Annotated in this window: 17 protein-coding genes and 4 tRNA genes; 16 read left to right on the top strand and 5 right to left on the bottom strand. The window is 65.9% G+C overall.

What is annotated here, in order from left to right; translation table 11 throughout:
- Nucleotides 1-22: 22 nt before the first annotated feature.
- Nucleotides 23-1,009, bottom strand: coding sequence for a FecCD family ABC transporter permease (locus ABC728_RS12310; protein ID WP_416618133.1), 987 nt, complete (start codon nucleotides 1,007-1,009; stop codon nucleotides 23-25).
- Between the two features lie 7 nt (nucleotides 1,010-1,016).
- Nucleotides 1,017-1,955 (bottom strand): ABC transporter substrate-binding protein, encoded by a 939-nt coding sequence (locus ABC728_RS12305; RefSeq protein ID WP_416618134.1) that lies wholly within the window; start codon nucleotides 1,953-1,955, stop codon nucleotides 1,017-1,019.
- A 256-nt stretch (nucleotides 1,956-2,211) separates the two neighbouring features.
- On the opposite strand from ABC728_RS12305, the gene ABC728_RS12300 reads away from it, so the two are divergent.
- Nucleotides 2,212-2,775 carry an AAA family ATPase gene (locus ABC728_RS12300; protein ID WP_416618135.1) on the top strand — a complete coding sequence of 188 codons (564 nt, stop codon included), beginning with the start codon at nucleotides 2,212-2,214 and terminating at the stop codon, nucleotides 2,773-2,775.
- On the opposite strand, the gene ABC728_RS12295 is transcribed toward ABC728_RS12300, so the two are convergent.
- Nucleotides 2,768-4,072 (bottom strand): pentapeptide repeat-containing protein, encoded by a 1,305-nt coding sequence (locus ABC728_RS12295; protein WP_416618136.1) that lies wholly within the window; start codon nucleotides 4,070-4,072, stop codon nucleotides 2,768-2,770. The two genes, ABC728_RS12300 and ABC728_RS12295, sit on opposite strands and share 8 nt — an antisense overlap.
- 117 nt (nucleotides 4,073-4,189) lie before the next feature.
- Between ABC728_RS12295 and phoU the strand changes: the two genes are divergently transcribed.
- The 4 genes from phoU (at nucleotide 4,190) to ABC728_RS12275 (ending at nucleotide 6,770) form a co-directional block, all read left to right on the top strand.
- A complete protein-coding gene (gene phoU, locus ABC728_RS12290; RefSeq protein ID WP_416618137.1) occupies nucleotides 4,190-4,921 on the top strand; it encodes a phosphate signaling complex protein PhoU in 732 nt (243 codons plus the stop codon).
- 121 nt (nucleotides 4,922-5,042) lie between these two features.
- Nucleotides 5,043-5,540, top strand: a complete 498-nt coding sequence (locus ABC728_RS12285; protein WP_416618138.1) for a hypothetical protein — start codon at nucleotides 5,043-5,045, stop codon at nucleotides 5,538-5,540.
- A gap of 103 nt (nucleotides 5,541-5,643) precedes the next feature.
- Nucleotides 5,644-6,417: a hypothetical protein gene (locus tag ABC728_RS12280; RefSeq protein WP_416618139.1), complete on the top strand. Its 774-nt coding sequence runs from the start codon at nucleotides 5,644-5,646 to the stop codon at nucleotides 6,415-6,417.
- Between the two features lie 116 nt (nucleotides 6,418-6,533).
- On the top strand, nucleotides 6,534-6,770 hold the full coding sequence (locus tag ABC728_RS12275) for a hypothetical protein (protein ID WP_416618140.1): 237 nt from the start codon (nucleotides 6,534-6,536) through the stop codon (nucleotides 6,768-6,770).
- A 58-nt stretch (nucleotides 6,771-6,828) separates the two neighbouring features.
- Here ABC728_RS12275 and ABC728_RS12270 read toward each other — a convergent pair.
- Together ABC728_RS12270 and rlmB are read right to left on the bottom strand one after the other, a co-directional pair.
- A tRNA-Thr gene (locus tag ABC728_RS12270) sits at nucleotides 6,829-6,903 on the bottom strand.
- 53 nt (nucleotides 6,904-6,956) lie between these two features.
- Nucleotides 6,957-8,177, bottom strand: coding sequence for a 23S rRNA (guanosine(2251)-2'-O)-methyltransferase RlmB (gene rlmB, locus ABC728_RS12265; RefSeq protein WP_416618141.1), 1,221 nt, complete (start codon nucleotides 8,175-8,177; stop codon nucleotides 6,957-6,959).
- A 138-nt stretch (nucleotides 8,178-8,315) separates the two neighbouring features.
- Between rlmB and ABC728_RS12260 the strand changes: the two genes are divergently transcribed.
- The 11 genes from ABC728_RS12260 (at nucleotide 8,316) to rpoB (ending at nucleotide 18,081) form a co-directional block, all read left to right on the top strand.
- Nucleotides 8,316-8,400 (top strand) — tRNA-Tyr (locus ABC728_RS12260).
- A gap of 79 nt (nucleotides 8,401-8,479) precedes the next feature.
- A tRNA-Gly gene (locus ABC728_RS12255) sits at nucleotides 8,480-8,553 on the top strand.
- A 67-nt stretch (nucleotides 8,554-8,620) separates the two neighbouring features.
- Nucleotides 8,621-9,808, top strand: a complete 1,188-nt coding sequence (tuf, locus tag ABC728_RS12250) for an elongation factor Tu (RefSeq protein WP_416618142.1) — start codon at nucleotides 8,621-8,623, stop codon at nucleotides 9,806-9,808.
- A gap of 265 nt (nucleotides 9,809-10,073) precedes the next feature.
- A tRNA-Trp gene (locus ABC728_RS12245) sits at nucleotides 10,074-10,149 on the top strand.
- 85 nt (nucleotides 10,150-10,234) lie between these two features.
- Nucleotides 10,235-10,450 (top strand): preprotein translocase subunit SecE, encoded by a 216-nt coding sequence (gene secE / locus ABC728_RS12240; protein WP_416618143.1) that lies wholly within the window; start codon nucleotides 10,235-10,237, stop codon nucleotides 10,448-10,450.
- A gap of 2 nt (nucleotides 10,451-10,452) precedes the next feature.
- Nucleotides 10,453-10,983 carry a transcription termination/antitermination protein NusG gene (gene nusG, locus ABC728_RS12235; protein WP_416618144.1) on the top strand — a complete coding sequence of 177 codons (531 nt, stop codon included), beginning with the start codon at nucleotides 10,453-10,455 and terminating at the stop codon, nucleotides 10,981-10,983.
- 137 nt (nucleotides 10,984-11,120) lie between these two features.
- Nucleotides 11,121-11,555, top strand: coding sequence for a 50S ribosomal protein L11 (gene rplK, locus ABC728_RS12230; protein ID WP_416618145.1), 435 nt, complete (start codon nucleotides 11,121-11,123; stop codon nucleotides 11,553-11,555).
- On the top strand, nucleotides 11,555-12,262 hold the full coding sequence (gene rplA / locus ABC728_RS12225) for a 50S ribosomal protein L1 (protein WP_416618272.1): 708 nt from the start codon (nucleotides 11,555-11,557) through the stop codon (nucleotides 12,260-12,262). The genes rplK and rplA overlap by 1 nt, the downstream gene beginning before the upstream one ends.
- Nucleotides 12,263-12,566: 304 nt before the next feature.
- Nucleotides 12,567-13,085 carry a 50S ribosomal protein L10 gene (rplJ, locus tag ABC728_RS12220; RefSeq protein ID WP_416618146.1) on the top strand — a complete coding sequence of 173 codons (519 nt, stop codon included), beginning with the start codon at nucleotides 12,567-12,569 and terminating at the stop codon, nucleotides 13,083-13,085.
- A 45-nt stretch (nucleotides 13,086-13,130) separates the two neighbouring features.
- Nucleotides 13,131-13,508 carry a 50S ribosomal protein L7/L12 gene (rplL, locus tag ABC728_RS12215; RefSeq protein WP_416618147.1) on the top strand — a complete coding sequence of 126 codons (378 nt, stop codon included), beginning with the start codon at nucleotides 13,131-13,133 and terminating at the stop codon, nucleotides 13,506-13,508.
- 379 nt (nucleotides 13,509-13,887) lie between these two features.
- Complete coding sequence (gene rpoB, locus ABC728_RS12210; RefSeq protein WP_416618148.1) at nucleotides 13,888-18,081, top strand: DNA-directed RNA polymerase subunit beta; 4,194 nt, start codon at nucleotides 13,888-13,890, stop codon at nucleotides 18,079-18,081.
- Nucleotides 18,082-18,163: the final 82 nt, after the last annotated feature.

Below are 18,163 nucleotides of genomic sequence, written 5' to 3'. Positions count from 1 at the left end.
GGGCCCGCAGCCGGGTCCCGCATCAAACCAGCCGTGCGCGCGTCTTCAGCACCAGGACCAGGAAGAAGGGCGCGCCCAGCAGGGCCGTGACGACACCCAGCTTCAGTTCCTGTCCCGGCCCGCCCAGGCGGACGGCGGTGTCGGCGGCCAGCAGCAGGGCGGCCCCGCCCAGGGCCGACAGCGGCAGCAGGCGCGATGGCTGCGCCCCGGCCAGCGGGCGCAGGAGATGCGGCACGATCAGCCCGATGAAGCCGATGGCGCCGGCTACCGACACTGCCGCCCCCACCGACAGCGCCGTGCCGATGATGACCAGCGCGCCCGTGCGACCGGGGTTGAACCCCATGGACCGCGCCGTTTCCTCCCCCAGTGACAGGGCGTCCAGCCCGCGACCGGCCAGCAGCAGCAAAAGCGCACCGGCCAGCATGAAGGGGGCCGCCACCGTCACATGATCCATGGACCGGTCGGCCAGCGATCCCAGCATCCAGAACACGATTTCCGACAGGGCGAACGGATTGGGCGACAGCGACAGGGCCAGGGAAGTCAGCGCCGACGCCAGGCTGCTGATGGCCACGCCGGCCAGGATCAGGGTCAGGACGGAGGCCTGACGCCCGGCCAGCAGATAAAGAAGGGTAACGGCGACCAGCGCCCCGGTCATGCCGCCCAGGGGCAGGGCCAGCGGGAAAACCAGGGTCATCCCGGCATAAAAGGCGATGACCGCGCCCAGCCCGGCACTGGCCGACACGCCGATCAGGGCCGGCTCGGCCAGCGGATTGCGCAAAAGCCCCTGCAGGGCGGCGCCGGCCAGCCCCAGCACGGCACCGATGCCCAGCCCCAGCAGGGCGCGGGGCAGGCGAATGTCGGCGAAGATGATGGCGGCCGTTCCGTCGCCCCCCCGCCACCATTCGCCGACGGCCAGCGGCAGTGACACGGCGCTGGGGCCCACGGCCAGCGAGGTGACGAAGAAAAGCGGTACGGCCAGGATCAGCAGCGGCAGGGTCCAGCGCGGCATGGATGGGTCATTCCTTCTCAGAACCGGGCCGTCTTGAAACCCGGCCTTCGTCAAAAACGGTCTCCGCCAGAAGCCGGTCGCGGGCGGCGGCCAGGCCGGCCACGGCTTCTGCGGTGAAAGGCCCGCCGCAGGTCCACAGCCGGCCCGGCACCACGGGCCGCCGGCCGGCCGGCACGGCATGGGTCAGGGCCGGGTGGGTCAGCATCTGCCCGTTCAGCGACGGGTGCCGCCCCTCGTCGGTGCCGGCGACCAGCAGATCGGGCGGGTCGGCGGCCACGGTCTCGACCGACAGATAGCCATAGCCGGCAAGGCCCTTGCCGGCGGCATAATTGTCCAGGCCCGCCGCCCGCATGACGGCGTCGTAAAGCGTGCCGGACCCGGCCGTGAAGGCACCGGGCGCCAGCGACAGCACGCGCAGCCGCCGCGCCGGCCCGTCGGCCCGGCGGGCGGCGGCCAGCATGGCATCCATCTCCGCGATGGCAGCTTCGCCCCGCGCCGTTTCGTCCAGGGCGGCGGCCACCTGCCGGATCTGGGCACGGATATCGTCGAAATCATTCACCAGGCCGATTTCCAGCACGGGGATGCCGCGGGCGCGCAGCAGGGCGATGGTGTGGCGCGTCGTGAAGGCGCCGGCCAGGACGAGGTCGGGCTTGAGGGGCAGCACCTCTTCCGCCATGCCCTGCAGAAGCGGAATGCGGCCCACCTGTCCGGCCAGGGCGGACAGGCCGGGATCGGCGGCCAGATGCGTCAGCCCTGCGATCCTGTCACGCGGCAACAGCAGCAAGGCCAACTGGTCGGTGCAGAGATTAAGGGAAACAACCCGCGCCGGCCCCGCTTTCGCCGCAATCGGCACCAGCATCGCCATGGTGACGACACAGAGGGCGGCGAAGACGGAGAGGCCGCATCCCCGCCTTTCGGAGGGATTGGCGGCGGGAGCGCTAGGCACGATGCTATCCTTTGGACCCGTACATCCGCCCGACGGCGGATGCGACCTTATACCAAACTGCGATGAGTGGACCTTATCGCAATTTGCTACGGCGGCGACTGCCGCCGCGCCGCTCGTGCGGCATCGCCAAGCCAACGGATGTTGGCGCCGGCATTTGAGGGCGGTAATCAGAGCCAACAGGCTCTGATTACCGCAATGCAGTATTATAAGGCCGATGGAACGGCACGGGCAAGTTCTGGGGGAGGTGGCGCAGGAGATGACGCGACAGCCACGCATCGGGATTGCCGGCAGCGCCGGCACCGGAAAATCGACCTTGGCCGCCCGCCTGTCGGGGGACCTTGGCCTGCCCGTGCGCCAGGAGGCGATGCGCGCCAGACTGGCGGCCGGGTTCGATTTCCACGATCTGACCCGGGATGGACACAGGCGGTTGCTGGCGGGGGATGCCGACGCGCTGGCGGCCGATCTGGCCCGCGGCGACGGGCTGGTCACCGACCGCACGCCGCTGGATTTCGCGGCCTTCTGGCTATCCAACGGCTTTGGCGTGGATGACCCGGCCGCAACGGAGGCGCTGCTGGCCCGTGCCGTCTGCGCCATGGCGGATTACAGCCTTGTCGTGCTGCTGCCCTGGGGGGCCATGCCCCTGGCCGGCGACGGGGTGCGGTCCACCAATCCCTGGCTGCAGCTTCATTTCCAGACGGTGCTGGAAGGGCTGTGCCAGCGCTATGTGGCGCCCGCGCGCCTGTTGTCGCTGGCCGATGCGCCGGCCGACACGGCAACGCGGTTGTTACTGGTGCGTTCGCGTCTGGCGGTGCTCAACTGAAATCATCATCCTCATCGGGTGCGGGCAGGGCCGCCCCCTTGGTGACGGCCCCCGCCATGTCGGCGCCTCGCATGTTGGCATCCAGCAGGTTGGCGTCGGTCAGGTCCGCATCGCGCAGATTGGCGCCCGACAGGTTCACGCCGCGCATGCTGGCGCGGGTCAGGCTGGCCTGGACAAGGGTGGTGTTGGACAGGTTGGCGGGCCATTTGCGGCCCGTGCCGCGGCCGTTCGGCCCCTTGATCTCCACCGAGCCGACCTTGGCACCGTCCAGCTTGGCGCCCGTCATGTCGCTGCCGCGCAGGTTGGCCCCGTCCAGCGTGGCACCCGTCAGGTCGGCATAGTTCAGGGCCGCGCCCGACAGGTCGGCCATGATGAACAGGCCGTCGCGCAGCTTGGCGCCCGACAGCTTCACGCCCTTCAGATTGGCGCCGCCCAGGTTGGCACCGGCCAGGTCGATATGCGACAGGTCCTGGCCCTCCAGGTCGGCACGCTCCCCCTTCTCGCCATTGCTGGTGATCCAGGTCTGGTGCTGGCTGAGGATGCGTTGGATGGTGGCAGAGAAGCTTTCAGCCGAGCGGCTGAAATTGGCGCCCAGCATGTCGACATTGGACAGGTCGACCCCTTCCAGATTGGCCCCCTGCAGGTCGGCATTGCGCAGGTTGGCGCCGGCCATCACTGCGCCGGCCAGATTGCAGTCGCGCAGCCGCGCACCGGCCAGGTTGGCGCCAGCCAGGCTGACGCCGCGCATGTCGCTGCCCGCGAAATTGGCGTTCTTCATGACCGACCGGGCCATGTTGCAGCCGGCCATCTGCGCACCTGAGCAATCCGCGCCCACCAGCGAGCATTCCGACAGGTCGGCCCCGGCCAGATTGGCATTGGCCAGCGTGGCGTCATCCATGTCGGCACCGCGCAGATCCGACGGTTCCATCCGCACATTGCCGGGATTGCGCCGGTCCAGCAGCGCACCGCCCCGCAGGTCCGCCCCGCGCAGGATGGCGCATTTCAGCCGGGCGCCGCGCAGGTGGGCGCCGCGCAGGTCGGCATTGGTCAGGTTGGTATTGACCAGGATGGCGCGGCTCAGCCTTGCGGCGAACAGGTCGCATGCCGACAGGTTGGCACCGGTGAAGTCGCAATCGGAAAGGTCGGCGCCGGAAAACTTGCCATTCTGCAAGTTGGCACCGGAGAAATTATGGCCCTGCAGGTCAGCCAGCGCCAGCATGGCGCGGGCGCCGCCCGTCAACCTTTTCAGCCAGCGTTCATGTTTGTCTATGACGGCAAGCAATTCATGCGGGGTCATCGTGGCGGGAGCCCGTTCGCGAAAGATGAACTTTTCTTGAACCTGCCACAGGCGCGGACATTTGTGTTAGATGCTTTCTTGACAATTGTATCCGTTTCCAAGGCCGGAGCCCGCCCCGTGGACGAGAAAAGCAGCGTCGTGCCCACGCGCCATATCGTGAGCGCGTTCGACGAGCAGTTGGATATCCTGCACGAACTGATCCGGGAGATGGGCCGGGTGGCCGTTCGCCAGATCACGGAGGCGGTGACCGCCATGACCGAGCGTGACGGCGACCTGGCCACCGCCGTCATGGCCCGCGACAGCGTGCTGGATGATCTGGAACGCAAGGTGGAGGCGCAGACCATGCGCCTGCTGGTGCTGCGCCATCCCAAGGCCAACGATCTGCGCGATGTCATCGCCGCCATGCGCATCGCCAACAATCTGGAGCGAATCGGCGATTTCGCCTCCAACGTCGCCAAGCGCACCATGGTGCTGCAGACCTTGCCGGAAGTGGCGCTGGCCCGATCCATGCGGCCCATCGCCCGATCGGTGGCCGACATGCTCGAACTTGTCATGCAAGCCTATGACGAGGCGGATGATACCAAGGCCCTCGCCGTGCGCGACAAGGATGAGGAGGTGGACCGCGCCTATACCGCCCTGTTCCGCGAGTTGCTGACATATATGATGGAAGGCCCGGTCCGCATCACGGCCTGCACCCATCTGCTGTTCGCGGCCAAGAATCTGGAGCGTATCGGCGACCATGCCACAAACATCGCCGAGACCCTTTGCTATCGCGTCCAGGGGCAGCCCCTGGACGCCGCCCGGGCCAAGGGCGACGATACCGCCGCCGTCACGGTGATGCCGGCCTGATCCGGCCCTTGCCCCGCGACGGTTGAGCTGGGCCTTCCCTTTCATCGAAAGGGTTGCCGAATCCCGGGCCTGGCCCCACCTTGATTGATGGTGGGGCCGCAGTGATCGGGGGCCGGTGGCCATGACGGATGCCTACATACTGGATATCGGCCCGGCGCAGGGCAGCCTGCGGGCCTTGCCCCTGCGCATGCTGTTCGATGCCTGGACCCGTGCCATCCGGCCGGGGGATCGCCTGCCGCGCCTTGCTGCGATCGACCCGACGGTCCTGGCGGTGGTGGCTGACCGGTTCTGGTCCTTCGATCTCTTGCCGTCGCCGGTGCCGGGTGGCCGGCCCGATTTCCGCGGGCGGATTTTCGGGGCGGTCACCATCGCGTCCTATCAGATGGACCCTGCGGGACGGCTGGTCAGCGAGTTCATCCGCATGCCCGTTTATGCCCGCATCTTCCGCGTCCTGTCGGCCGTGGCGGGCGGCGGGGGACAACCGGTTCGCTTCGCGGCGGACCAGTCGGTGATGTCCGACGGGCGGTTGTCGGACGTGGAGGCGCTGGGCCTGCCCGTGACGGGAGATGATGGCGTCCTATCAGGGATCATCGGGGCCACCTACGCCCGTGGCGATTGACCGGGGCCGTTGTTTCATGCCGCTGGCATGGCGGTTGCTTGGCATGATCAGAATTTCGGGCCGATCCCGGACCCGTGCCCCTTTGAGAACCGGAACCGCCGCCATGCCCCGCCATTCCCCGTTCCTTCCCCGCCTCCGGGTCCATCCAGGGCTGGCCCTGCCGCTTCTCCTGGCGCTCTGCCTGGGGCTTGCGGGTTGTTCCGGCCGGCCCCTGGCCGTGGGCCAGGCGCTGCGGCCCCAGCCGGTGCTGCAATCGGCAGGGCAATGGCAGGTGGTCGCCGATGATGTCGCCTCGGCAATTTCAGCCCACCTGGAACTCCAGATGGGCAGGAAGGTGCCGGTGCAGGTCTATATGATGCGCCGCGACGATACGCTGTTTGCCGATGCCTTTCAGTCGGCCGTGACCACCAAGCTGGTACAGGCCGGCCATCTGGTATCGGTCGATGCGCGGCCCGACGTCGTCGCGGTCGGCATCGATGTGCTGACCGTGAAAAGCAGCGGTCCCCGCATGGCGGCCGACCCGTTCCCCGGTCCGCTGACGCTGCTGGCGGCGGGTGTCGGCGTGGCATCATACCTGTCGGGGGGTGACCTGCCCAAATTCCCCTGGGGCATCTCGGCAGGCCTGGCCGCGGTGGGGCTGGAGGCGCTGAATGCGAAGCCGGCGGAAACGGATATGGAGATGGTCCTGACCGTTTCCATCGCACGCGATGGTTTCTACACCTTCCGCACCAGCGCCGTTTACTATGTGAACGAGGCCGACCTCTGGCATTATGCCGGCACGGGATCGGCCCAGGGCATGCACCGGGTGAACCTGAACAGCGTGCCGCAGGGCACCGTGCGCTATGACCTGGGCGGCAAGCCCTATGTCATCAAGTGATGGCGGCCGCGGGCTCGGGCCCCAGGCTCGCTCCCTATCGCCTCTGCATCCCGGCCCGGCCCTTGCAATTCCCGGATAAAATCCTGGAACCGGTCGTCAGCCCTTACGGTGTTGGGATGTTCGACGCCGTGCATTCGCCTGACATTGCCGCACAGGTAGCAGGAGCAGGGCTTCAGGTGGTTGGCCACCCGGCCGGGCTCCTCGACATCTGGATAGAACCTGCGGGCACGCTGCTTCATGCGCGCATAATCGCGGCGGCGTTGGGCACGCTTGTTTTGCATCGGAACCCCGTCATTGGCGGCCCCATCGACGCCGATCCGGTATGGATCGGGTGGGATGGGGCTATCGCATGATCGGTCGATGCTTATTCATTGAGTGCCTTCGGGGCGGGCGCACTGGGGACGGGCGCACTGGTGCCGGCTGTCAGGATTGAACTGACGACCTACCGCTTACAAGGCGGTTGCTCTACCACTGAGCTAAGCCGGCGTTCCAGGCGGGTAACGCCGGAGGGCGGACCCTCCGGCGAATGGGCGGCGACATTAGCGCCGTCGGGCGACCTCGTAAAGGGCCACGGCGGCGGCGGTGGAAACATTCAGGCTGCCGACGGGGCCGCCGGTCGGCAGCTTGACGATTTCATCGCATCGTTCGCCGGTCAGACGCCGGATGCCGTCCCCTTCCGACCCCAGAACCAGTGCCGTCCGGCCGGACAGATCCACCTCGTGCAGGTGGCGGGCACCCGATTCGGCCAGCGCCACGGTCCAGAAGCTGGCGGCCTTCAACTGATCAAGCGCGCGCGCCAGGTTCGTGACGCGGACCAGCGGCACCGCCTCCACCGCGCCCGACGCCGTCTTGGCCAGCGTGCCTGTCACGGGCGGGGCATGCCGGTCCTGCACGATGACCGCCTTGGCGCCGAATGCCGCGGCGGAACGCAGGACGGCGCCCACATTGTGCGGATCGGTCACCTGGTCCAGCACCACGACCAAGGCTGTCGGATCATCGGCGGCGGCGTCGACGATATCCTCGATCTCCACTTCCGCCAAAGGCGCGCAGGAGAGCGCCACCCCCTGATGCACGGCACCCGGCGGCAGCAGCCTGTCGATCTCCTCCTTCTCCACCAGCCTTGGCTCGGGCCGGTCCAGTTCGGCCGTCGAGGCGGCGTCAAAGGCGGCATCGAGCGCCTCCAGCCCGGATTCGGTGACGAACAGGTCGCGGACCCGCCGGCGCGGGTTCGTCCAGGCCGCCGACACGGCATGCACCCCATAAAGCAGGTTGTGCTTGTTCAGGGCGGGGCCGGTGCTGGCACGCAGGGGCGTCGATTCGAGACCAAGTTCCTCCGCGGCGCTCAGCGGCCGGCGGCGTTCGGTGCCGGCGCGCTCCCGGTCCTGCGGGGCGCGGGCCGGGCGCCGCTCGTCCCGCCGGTCCTCGTGCCGGCGATCCTCCCGGCGATCGTCATGTCGACGATCCTCCCGCCGGGCGTCGCCGCCGCGGGCGGGGCGGGCGGATGAGCGCTGATCGCCTTCCTGCTCCCGCCGCGGGCCGCGGGCCGGACGGGCATCGTCCTCCCGCACGGGCCCCCGGGCGGGCCCGCGCAGCGGGCCGCGGGATGTCTTGGTCGCACCGGGCTTGCCGCCGCCGCGCGGCGGACGCGGGGCCTCTTCGCCGGAACGGTTGCTGGTGCGGCCACCGGTGCGCGAAGCGCCAGCGCCGCTGGCGCCGCTCTTGCCGCGGCCTGATTTGGGGGAGGGGGGTCGGTTTCTCATGATGGCACTTTCCGTCAAACCCCGCGTTTCCGCCAGTGGCTAGAAAGAATGAATGCGCATGTCAGAATGGCGTTGACATGGCCGATTTAATCCTTATAACCCGCCTCCGTTCCGGCCGCTGGCCGAGAGCGGCACCGAGGAAGGGTGGCCGAGTGGTTAAAGGCAGCAGACTGTAAATCTGCCCGCATAGCGTACGCTGGTTCGAATCCAGCCCCTTCCACCAGTTCAGGCGCGCCTCAGATGATGAGGCGCGCCGTTCTGCTTGAGGTGGCGCCATCGGTCTGGTGGTTGCAACAACTCGCGCGGGTGTAGCTCAATGGTAGAGCAGAAGCCTTCCAAGCTTACGACGAGGGTTCGATTCCCTTCACCCGCTCCAAATCAGAGTTTGTTTTCCACGACCCGGCGTCTTCTAGAGATCGCAGCAGGCAAGGGCACAGGATACCATGGCTAAGGCAAAGTTTGAGCGGACGAAGCCGCACTGCAACATCGGCACCATCGGCCACGTCGACCATGGCAAGACGTCGCTGACGGCCGCCATCACGAAGGTGCTGGCTGAAAAGGGCGGCGCGACCTTCACCGCCTACGATCAGATCGACAAGGCGCCGGAAGAGAAGGCCCGCGGCATCACGATCTCGACCGCTCACGTTGAGTACGAGACGGACAACCGCCACTATGCCCACGTGGACTGCCCGGGCCACGCCGACTATGTGAAGAACATGATCACGGGTGCGGCGCAGATGGACGGCGCGATCCTGGTGTGCTCGGCCGCCGACGGCCCGATGCCGCAGACGCGCGAGCACATCCTGCTGGCCCGTCAGGTCGGCGTGCCGGCGCTGGTGGTGTTCCTGAACAAGATGGACCTGGCCGATCCGGACCTGGTCGAGCTGGTTGAGCTGGAGCTGCGCGAGCTGCTGTCCTCCTACGGCTTCCCGGGCGACGATATTCCGATCGTGAAGGGTTCGGCGGTCTGCGCGCTGAACGACACGCAGCCGGAGATCGGCCGCGAGGCGATCCTGGCGCTGATGGCCGAGGTGGACAAGTACATCCCGCAGCCGGAGCGTCCGATCGACCGGCCGTTCCTGATGCCGATCGAAGACGTGTTCTCGATCTCGGGCCGTGGCACCGTGGTGACGGGCCGCGTCGAGAAGGGCATCGTCAAGGTGGGTGAGGAAGTCGAGATCGTCGGCCTGAAGGCCACGGTGAAGACGACCGTGACGGGCGTCGAGATGTTCCGCAAGCTGCTGGACCAGGGCCAGGCTGGCGACAATATCGGTGCGCTGCTGCGCGGCACGAAGCGTGAGGACGTGGAGCGCGGCCAGGTTCTGGCCAAGCCGGGCTCGATCACCCCGCACACGGACTTCGAGGCCGAGACCTACATCCTGACCAAGGAAGAGGGCGGCCGTCACACCCCGTTCTTCGCCAACTACCGTCCGCAGTTCTACTTCCGTACCACGGACGTGACCGGCTCGGTGACCCTGCCGGAAGGCACGGAGATGGTGATGCCGGGCGACAACATCCGCATCGGCGTCAAGCTGATCGCCCCCATCGCCATGGACGAAGGCCTGCGCTTCGCCATCCGCGAGGGCGGCCGCACCGTCGGCGCCGGCGTCGTGTCGAAGATCGTCAAGTAAGGTTGACGGGTCCCCGGACCCGTTGGGGAAGGGCCGCTGGTGACAGCGGCCCTTTTCCTTTTATTGGGAAGGGACTGGCGGCGTTGCCGCGGTCCTTATCCGGGATGCGGCGGGCGCAATGTTCCCCTGCAACGTGCCGGGCCGGCTTTCTGCAAACTGGCTGTTGCGTTGCGGGCTCAACTGCGCTATCAACCCGCACTCCCCGGGACCGCTCGGGGCGATGGCGATGTTTTGTCGCCGCCGCCCAGGACGGGACCAGCGGTGTAGGAGTGTAGCTCAATTGGTAGAGCACCGGTCTCCAAAACCGGGGGTTGGGGGTTCGAGCCCCTCCACTCCTGCCATTCCCTCCGGAATGGCCCCCTGCCGAAGATCGGCCCCAGCCGATGCCTGTGCCAGGGTGACCCGCAATGGTATGTGCATTCAGGAATGATGGCCGACGCCGACATGGCAAAAACCAATCCCGCAGAGTTCTTGCGCGAGGTGCGCCGTGAAGTGGCCAAGGTTACATGGCCGACGCGGAAAGAGACCCTCGTGTCCACCGGCATGGTGTTCGTCATGGTGACCCTGGCCGCCCTGTTCTTCCTGGTGGTGGACCAGATCATCGGATTCGGCATCCGCCTGATTCTTGGCATTGGGGGCTGACCATGACGATGCGTTGGTACGTCGTGCATGTCTATTCCGGCTTCGAGAAGAAGGTCGCCCAGGCGATCCGCGAGAAGGCCGCCCAGAAGGGCCTGGAAGAGCTGTTCGGCGACATCCTGGTCCCGACCGAAGAGGTCGTGGAGGTCCGTCGTGGCGCCAAGATCAATTCGGAGCGCAAATTCTTCCCCGGCTATGTGCTGGTGAAGATGGAGCTGACGGACGATACGTGGCATCTGGTCAAGAATGCGCCGAAGGTCAGCGGCTTCCTGGGGTCCGGCGGCAAGCCGCAAGCCATCTCGGAGCATGAGGCCCTGCGCATCATGAACCAGGTGCAGGAAGGTGTGGAACGGGCCAAGCCCTCCATCACTTTCGAGGTGGGCGAGCAGGTCCGCGTCACGGACGGTCCCTTCACCTCCTTCACCGGCCTGATCGAGGAGGTCGACGAAGACAGGACGCGCATCAAGGTTGCGGTGTCCATCTTCGGTCGCGCCACGCCGGTGGAACTGGAATATACCCAGGTCGAAAAGATCTGACCCGTTTCCGGCCGCCGATCCGTCGGTGGCCGGCTTTCGTCGTGGGAGGCTTTGCCCGAAAGTCCAAGGGCGGCCGCACCACGCAATCCCATGGCGGTTAGGGCCCGGCCCGGCCGCCAGATCATGAGGATCATGTCATGGCGAAGAAAATCGTCGGTTACATCAAGTTGCAGGTTCCGGCCGGCAAGGCCAATCCCAGCCCGCCCATCGGCCCGGCGCTGGGTCAGCGCGGCCTGAACATCATGGAATTCGTCAAGCAGTTCAATGCGAAGACGGCCCAGCTTGAGCAGGGTATGCCGATCCCGGTCGTGATCACCGCTTATGGTGACCGTACCTTCACCTTCGTGACCAAGACCCCGCCGGTGACCTACTTCCTGAAGAAGGCCGCCAAGATCGACAAGGGCTCCTCCACGGTCGGCAAGTCCGCCGCCGTCGGCAAGGTGACGACCAGCCAGGTCCGCGCCATCGCCGAGCAGAAGATGGTCGATCTGAACGCGAACGACGTTGAAGCCGCGATGACGATGATCGTCGGTTCCGCCCGTTCCATGGGTCTCGAAGTGGTGGAGGGCTGATCATGGCCATCGGTAAGCGTCTGAAGAAGGCCAACGGCAACGTTGACCGCGCCAAGTTCTACGAGCTGGGCGATGCCATCACCACCGTGAAGGGCAACGCCACCGCCAAGTTCGACGAGACCGTCGAGATCGCGATGAACCTGGGCATCGATCCGCGTCACGCCGACCAGCAGGTCCGTGGCATGGTCGTTCTGCCCAACGGCACGGGCAAGACCGTCCGCGTCGCCGTGTTCGCCCGCGCCGCCAAGGCCGAGGAAGCCAAGGCCGCCGGTGCCGACATCGTCGGTGCCGATGATCTGGCCGAGCAGATCCTGGCCGGCAACATGGATTTCGACCGCTGCATCGCGACCCCGGACATGATGGGCGTGGTCGGCAAGCTGGGTAAGGTTCTGGGCCCCCGCGGCCTGATGCCGAACCCGAAGCTGGGCACCGTCACCCCGAACGTCGGCGAGGCCGTGAAGGCCGCCAAGGGCGGTTCGGTCGAGTTCCGCGCCGAGAAGACCGGTATCATCCATGCCGGCGTCGGCAAGGCCAGCTTCTCTCCGGAAGCCCTGGAGGAGAACGTGAAGGCCTTCGTTGCGGCCATCAACCGTGCTAAGCCCTCGGGCGCCAAGGGCACCTATATCGAGAAGGTCTCGCTGTCCTCCTCGATGGGTCCGGGCCTGAAGCTGGACGTGCAGGCGCTGGCCGCCGCGCTGAACGCCTGAGTCCGGTACTGAGTTTCCCGTTCCGGTCCGCCGGGGCGGGATCGGGCCCTCTCCGGAGGGTCCACCCTGTCCGAGACCGCCGTGCGCCGATGGGACCTGTCCCTGACGCTTAATAGTCCAGCCGGCGCAGACAGGAGCAAAAGCATTGAATTGCCGGGACGGCCGTAGCCGCCCTGGACATGATGGCTTGAAGCTTCTGGGACAGGTAACCCCGATCCGGGCTGGTTCATCCGAACCGGCCTGGATGTGTTGTAACCGGGCGGAACAGCCTTGTGGCTGTCCTGTCCCCTGTTGGAGGCGAACCGTGGATCGTTCACAGAAGGAAGCAACGATCGCGGCCCTTAATCTTGAGCTGCAGTCGGCAGCCCTCGTCGTCGTGACCAAGCAGTCCGGCATGACGGTGGCTGAAGTTACCGACCTGCGCCGCAAGATGCGGGCCGCGGGCGCGAGCTACAAAGTGACCAAGAACCGGCTCGCCGTCATCGCCCTCAAGGGCACGCAGTTCGAGGGCACCGAGGGCCTGTTCAAGGGCCCGACCGCCATTGCCTGGTCCAAGGACCCGGTTGCGGCGGCCAAGGTTGCCACCGATTACGCCAAGGCCAACGACAAGTTCAAGATCGTTGGTGGCGGCCTCGGCGCCGTTCAGCTGGACGCTTCGGGCATCGAAGCCCTGTCCAAGCTGCCGTCGCTGGACGAACTGCGCGCGTCCCTGCTCGGCATGATCCAGACCCCGGCGACCCGTGTCGCTGGTGTTCTGCAAGCGCCGGGTGGCCAAGTGGCCCGCGTTCTCGCGGCCTATGCCAAGAAGGACGAGGCGGCCTGAGCCGCATCCTCTCATACTCACATCTAGTGTCCCTAGGAGACCATCATGTCCAAGCTCGAAAAGCTGGTTGAAGAACTGTCCGCCCTGACCGTCATCGAGGCGGCCGAACTGTCCAAGCTGCTGGAAGAGAAGTGGGGCGTTTCCGCCGCTGCTCCGGTTGCTGTTGCCGCTGCTCCGGCCGCCGCTGCCACTGCCGCCCCGGTCGAAGAGCAGACCGAGTTCACCGTTGAGCTGCTGGACGGCGGCGACAAGAAGATCAACGTGATCAAGGAAGTCCGCGCCATCACCAACCTCGGCCTGAAGGAAGCCAAGGACCTGGTCGAGGGTGCGCCGAAGGTCGTCAAGGAAGGCGTGTCGAAGGACGAAGCTGCCAAGCTCAAGAAGCAGCTCGAAGACGCCGGCGCGAAGGTCGCCGTCAAGTAATAGTGGCGCTCGTCGCTGCATAGGAGGGCGCTGGACGGTGGTCCCCCGGAAGTGGGGGCCGCCGCCCGGCGTCGTCTGTCTTTTCTGAACCGGAACGTTCCGCTATCATGGCGGGCTTTTCCGGCAAGGGACCTTGAGGGTTCCGGAAAGGGTAGGGGTTCTCCCTGTCCGATCCGGAAAAAGTGAGGCAAATCCTGGCTTCTACCGGCAGCGGAAGCGGGAGGCGCCGATACTGACGACGCGGTTCGGCGACAATCCCGACGGGATTTGCGCTCGCGTCGATTTGTGTTTTGGGGCACCGGGTAGCAGGCCCGGGGTTCCAATGTTGGGCATTGACCAGAGCGCGCACTGCACCGGGCGAGTTCACGAGAGGCACTCTATGGCCAAGTCGTTCACGGGACGTAAGCGTATCCGCAAGAGCTTCGGGCGTATCCCCGAGGTGACCCGCATGCCGAACCTGATCGAGGTTCAGCGCAGCTCCTACGACCACTTCCTGCAAATGGATGTGGTGCCGGAGAAGCGGGCGGTCCTCGGTCTCCAGGAAGTCTTCAAGTCGGTCTTCCCGATCAAGGACTTCTCCGAGCGCGCCGTGCTGGACTTCGTCCGGTACGAGCTTGAGCAGCCGAAATATGATGTCGAGGAATGCCAGCAGCGCGGTATGACCTTCGCCGCCCCGCTGAAGGTGACACTGCGCCTCACCGTGTTCGACATTGATGAGGATACCGGTCTGCGGTCGATCCGCGACATCAAGGAGCAGGACGTCTACATGGGCGACATGCCCCTGATGACGGCGAACGGCACCTTCATCATCAATGGCACCGAGCGCGTGATCGTCAGCCAGATGCACCGCAGCCCCGGTGTGTTCTTCGACCACGACAAGGGCAAGACCCACAGCTCGGGCAAGTACCTGTTCGCTGCCCGCGTGATCCCCTATCGCGGCTCGTGGCTGGATTTCGAGTTCGATGCCAAGGACATTGTCTATGTCCGCATCGACCGTCGCCGCAAGCTGCCGGCCACCACGCTGCTTTATGCGCTGGACGGCACCGAGACCGAGGAACTGCGCGCGCAGCGCCGGGGCCAGGGCAAGGACCTGCTGCCCTATGAAGCGCAGGGCATGACCAAGGAGGAGATCCTTGGCGGCTTCTACGCGACCGTGAATTACACCCGCGCCGGTGCCGGCTGGAAGACCGCGTTCGAGCCCGAGCGCCTGAAGGGTCAGAAGCTGGTCAACGACCTGATCGATGCCCGGACGGGCGAGGTTCTGGCCCAGCGCGAGACCAAGATGACCCCGCGCGTGCTGAAGCGCCTGGTCGAGCAGGGCTTGACGGAGGTTTCCGCCTCGGTCGAGGAGATCGTCGGCCGTTATCTGGCCGTCGACATCATCGACGAGAAGACGGGCGAGGTCCTGTACGAGGCCGGTGACGAGATCAGCGGCGCCGCGCTGGACCGGCTGGAGAAGCTGGGCGTCCAGGACCTGCCGGTCCTGGCCATCGACCATCTGAATGTCGGTCCCTATATCCGCAACACCATGGCTGCGGACCGCAATGCGAGCCGCGAGGACGCGCTGGTCGACATCTATCGTGTGATGCGTCCGGGCGAGCCGCCGACGCTGGAAAGTGCCGAGGCGCTGTTCCAGGGCCTGTTCTTCGACCAGGAGCGCTATGACCTGTCGGCCGTGGGCCGCGTGAAGATGAACGCCCGTCTCGGTTTCGAGACGGACGATCAGATGCGCGTGCTCCGCAAGGAAGACATCCTGAAGATCCTGAAGATCCTGGTGGAACTGAAGGATGGCCGCGGCGAGATCGACGATATCGACCATCTGGGCAATCGTCGCGTCCGCTCCGTCGGTGAGCTGATGGAAAACCAGTACCGCGTCGGCCTGCTGCGCATGGAGCGCGCCATCCGCGAGCGCATGAGCTCGGTGGAGATCGACACGGTCATGCCGCATGACCTGATCAACGCCAAGCCGGCCGCCGCCGCCGTGCGTGAATTCTTCGGCTCCTCGCAGCTGTCGCAGTTCATGGACCAGACCAATCCGCTGTCCGAGATCACGCACAAGCGTCGTCTCTCGGCCCTGGGGCCGGGCGGTCTGACCCGCGAGCGCGCCGGCTTCGAAGTCCGCGACGTGCATCCGACCCACTATGGCCGCATCTGCCCGATTGAGACGCCGGAAGGCCCGAATATCGGTCTGATCAACAGCCTGGCCACCTATGCCCGCGTCAATCAGTACGGCTTCATCGAGAGCCCGTACCGCAAGGTCGTGGACCAGAAGGTGACGTCGGAAGTGGTCTACCTGTCGGCCATGGAAGAGGGCCGCTACATGGTGGCCCAGGCCAACGCGCCGCTGCATGATGATGGGCGCTTCGCCGAGCCGCTGGTGTCCTGCCGCAAGGGCGGGGAATATCTGCTGGCGCGGCCCGACATGATCGACCTGATCGACGTGTCGCCCAAGCAGGTCGTGTCCGTCGCCGCGGCGCTGATCCCGTTCCTTGAGAATGACGACGCCAACCGCGCGCTGATGGGCTCCAACATGCAGCGCCAGGCCGTGCCGCTGATCAAGGCGGACAGCCCGCTGGTCGGTACCGGCATGGAAGCCACGGTTGCCCGTGACAGTGGCGTGACCATCGTGGCCCGCCGCGCCGGCATCGTCGACCAGGTGGATGCCACCCGTATCGTGGTCCGTGCGACCGAGGATACGGATCCGGCCGCTCCCGGTGTCGACATCTACAACCTGCTGAAGTTCCAGCGTTCCAACCAGAACACCTGCATCAATCAGAAGCCGCTGGTGAAGGTGGGCGATCGGGTGATCAAGGGCGATATCATCGCCGATGGTCCCTCGACCGACCTGGGCGAGCTGGCCCTGGGCCGGAACGTGCTGGTGGCGTTCATGCCCTGGAACGGCTACAACTTCGAAGACTCGATCCTGATCTCCGAGCGGATCGTGCGCGATGACGTCTTCACCTCGATCCATATCGAGGAGTTCGAGGTCATGGCCCGCGATACCAAGCTGGGCCAGGAGGAAATCACCCGCGACATTCCGAATGTCGGCGAAGAGGCTCTGAAGAACCTCGACGAGGCCGGCATTGTCTATATCGGCGCCGAAGTCCGTCCGGGCGACATCCTGGTCGGCAAGGTGACGCCGAAGGGCGAAAGCCCGATGACGCCGGAAGAGAAGCTGCTGCGCGCCATCTTCGGCGAAAAGGCGTCTGACGTGCGTGACACGTCCCTGCGTCTGCCGCCGGGCGTGGTCGGTACGGTCGTGGAAGTGCGCGTGTTCAGCCGTCGCGGTGTCGACAAGGACGAGCGCGCGCTGGCCATCGAACGGGCCGAGATCGAGAAGCTGGCCAAGGATCGCGACGACGAGAAGGGCATCCTGGAGCGTTCCTTCTACACTCGTCTGAAGGAACTGCTGATCGGTCAGACCGTCGTGTCGGGCCCCAAGGGCCTGCGCGGTGGCGAGGTGATCAATGCCGAGCTGTTGTCGGGCCTGACCCGCGGCCAGTGGCGCCACATCTCCGTTGCCGAGGACGGGGTGATGGAGTTCATCGAGCAGACCGGCAAGGTGTTCGATGAGAGCGTTCAGCGCCTGCAGGAGAAGTTCGAGAACAAGGTCGAGAAGCTGCAGCGCGGCGACGAGCTGCCGCCCGGCGTGATGAAGATGGTCAAGGTCTTCGTGGCTGTTAAGCGCAAGCTGCAGCCCGGCGACAAGATGGCCGGTCGTCACGGCAACAAGGGCGTCATCAGCCGCATCACCCCGATCGAAGACATGCCGTACCTGGAAGATGGCCGGAATGTCGATATCGTGCTGAACCCGCTGGGTGTGCCGTCGCGCATGAATGTCGGTCAGATCCTGGAAACCCATCTGGGTTGGGCTGCTGCCGGTCTGGGGCGCCAGATCGGTGAGATGCTGGACAAGATGCGGGCCCAGGCCACCGATGCGGCCATCAAATCCAAGACCCTGGATGAGTTGCGGGCCCGCCTGCGCCACATCTATGGCGAGGATGTCTGGGGCAACGACATCTCCGACATGGGCGACGCCGAGCTGATCGAACTGGCCAACAACCTGCGTCGCGGCATTCCCTTTGCCACGCCCGTCTTCGACGGCGCGCGCGAGGAGGACATCTGCCGCATGCTGGAAGATGCCGGCATCGACCGTTCGGGCCAGATGCAGCTGATCGACGGCCGCACCGGTGAGCCGTTCGATCGTCGCGTGACGGTCGGCTACATCTACATGCTCAAGCTGCACCATCTGGTCGACGACAAGATCCACGCCCGCTCCATCGGCCCCTACAGCCTGGTCACCCAGCAGCCGCTGGGCGGTAAGGCCCAGTTCGGTGGCCAGCGCTTCGGTGAAATGGAAGTGTGGGCATTGGAAGCCTATGGCGCCGCCTATACCTTGCAGGAAATGCTGACGGTGAAGTCGGACGACGTGTCCGGCCGTACCAAGGTCTACGAGGCCATCGTCCGCGGCGACGATAATTTCGAGGCCGGCATTCCCGAAAGCTTCAACGTTCTGGTCAAGGAACTGCGTTCTCTGGGCCTGAATGTCGAGCTGAACGAGCGCGACTACTAAGGGCCGGACAGGTCGGCGCCCGGCGGGTCACCGCCCGCCGGGCGCTCTCAATCGTTTGACGAAGCCACACCCCCAGGGGAGA

It is taken from the genome of Niveispirillum fermenti (genome assembly GCF_052474395.1).
This window is presented reverse-complemented; position numbering and strand designations above follow the sequence as displayed.

Bases quoted from the DNA above. Each gene is read 5' to 3' on its own strand.
- tuf (WP_416618142.1), top strand. From the start codon at position 8,621: ATGGCTAAGGCAAAGTTTGAGCGGACGAAGCCGCACTGCAACATCGGC.
- ABC728_RS12295 (WP_416618136.1), bottom strand. From the start codon at position 4,072: ATGACCCCGCATGAATTGCTTGCCGTCATAGACAAACATGAACGCTGG.
- rplL (WP_416618147.1), top strand. From the start codon at position 13,131: ATGTCCAAGCTCGAAAAGCTGGTTGAAGAACTGTCCGCCCTGACCGTC.
- nusG (WP_416618144.1), top strand. From the start codon at position 10,453: ATGACGATGCGTTGGTACGTCGTGCATGTCTATTCCGGCTTCGAGAAG.
- secE (WP_416618143.1), top strand. From the start codon at position 10,235: ATGATGGCCGACGCCGACATGGCAAAAACCAATCCCGCAGAGTTCTTG.
- rpoB (WP_416618148.1), top strand. From the start codon at position 13,888: ATGGCCAAGTCGTTCACGGGACGTAAGCGTATCCGCAAGAGCTTCGGG.
- ABC728_RS12280 (WP_416618139.1), top strand. From the start codon at position 5,644: ATGCCCCGCCATTCCCCGTTCCTTCCCCGCCTCCGGGTCCATCCAGGG.
- ABC728_RS12285 (WP_416618138.1), top strand. From the start codon at position 5,043: ATGACGGATGCCTACATACTGGATATCGGCCCGGCGCAGGGCAGCCTG.
- rlmB (WP_416618141.1), bottom strand. From the start codon at position 8,177: ATGAGAAACCGACCCCCCTCCCCCAAATCAGGCCGCGGCAAGAGCGGC.
- ABC728_RS12310 (WP_416618133.1), bottom strand. From the start codon at position 1,009: ATGCCGCGCTGGACCCTGCCGCTGCTGATCCTGGCCGTACCGCTTTTC.
- rplK (WP_416618145.1), top strand. From the start codon at position 11,121: ATGGCGAAGAAAATCGTCGGTTACATCAAGTTGCAGGTTCCGGCCGGC.
- ABC728_RS12275 (WP_416618140.1), top strand. From the start codon at position 6,534: ATGTTCGACGCCGTGCATTCGCCTGACATTGCCGCACAGGTAGCAGGA.
- ABC728_RS12300 (WP_416618135.1), top strand. From the start codon at position 2,212: ATGACGCGACAGCCACGCATCGGGATTGCCGGCAGCGCCGGCACCGGA.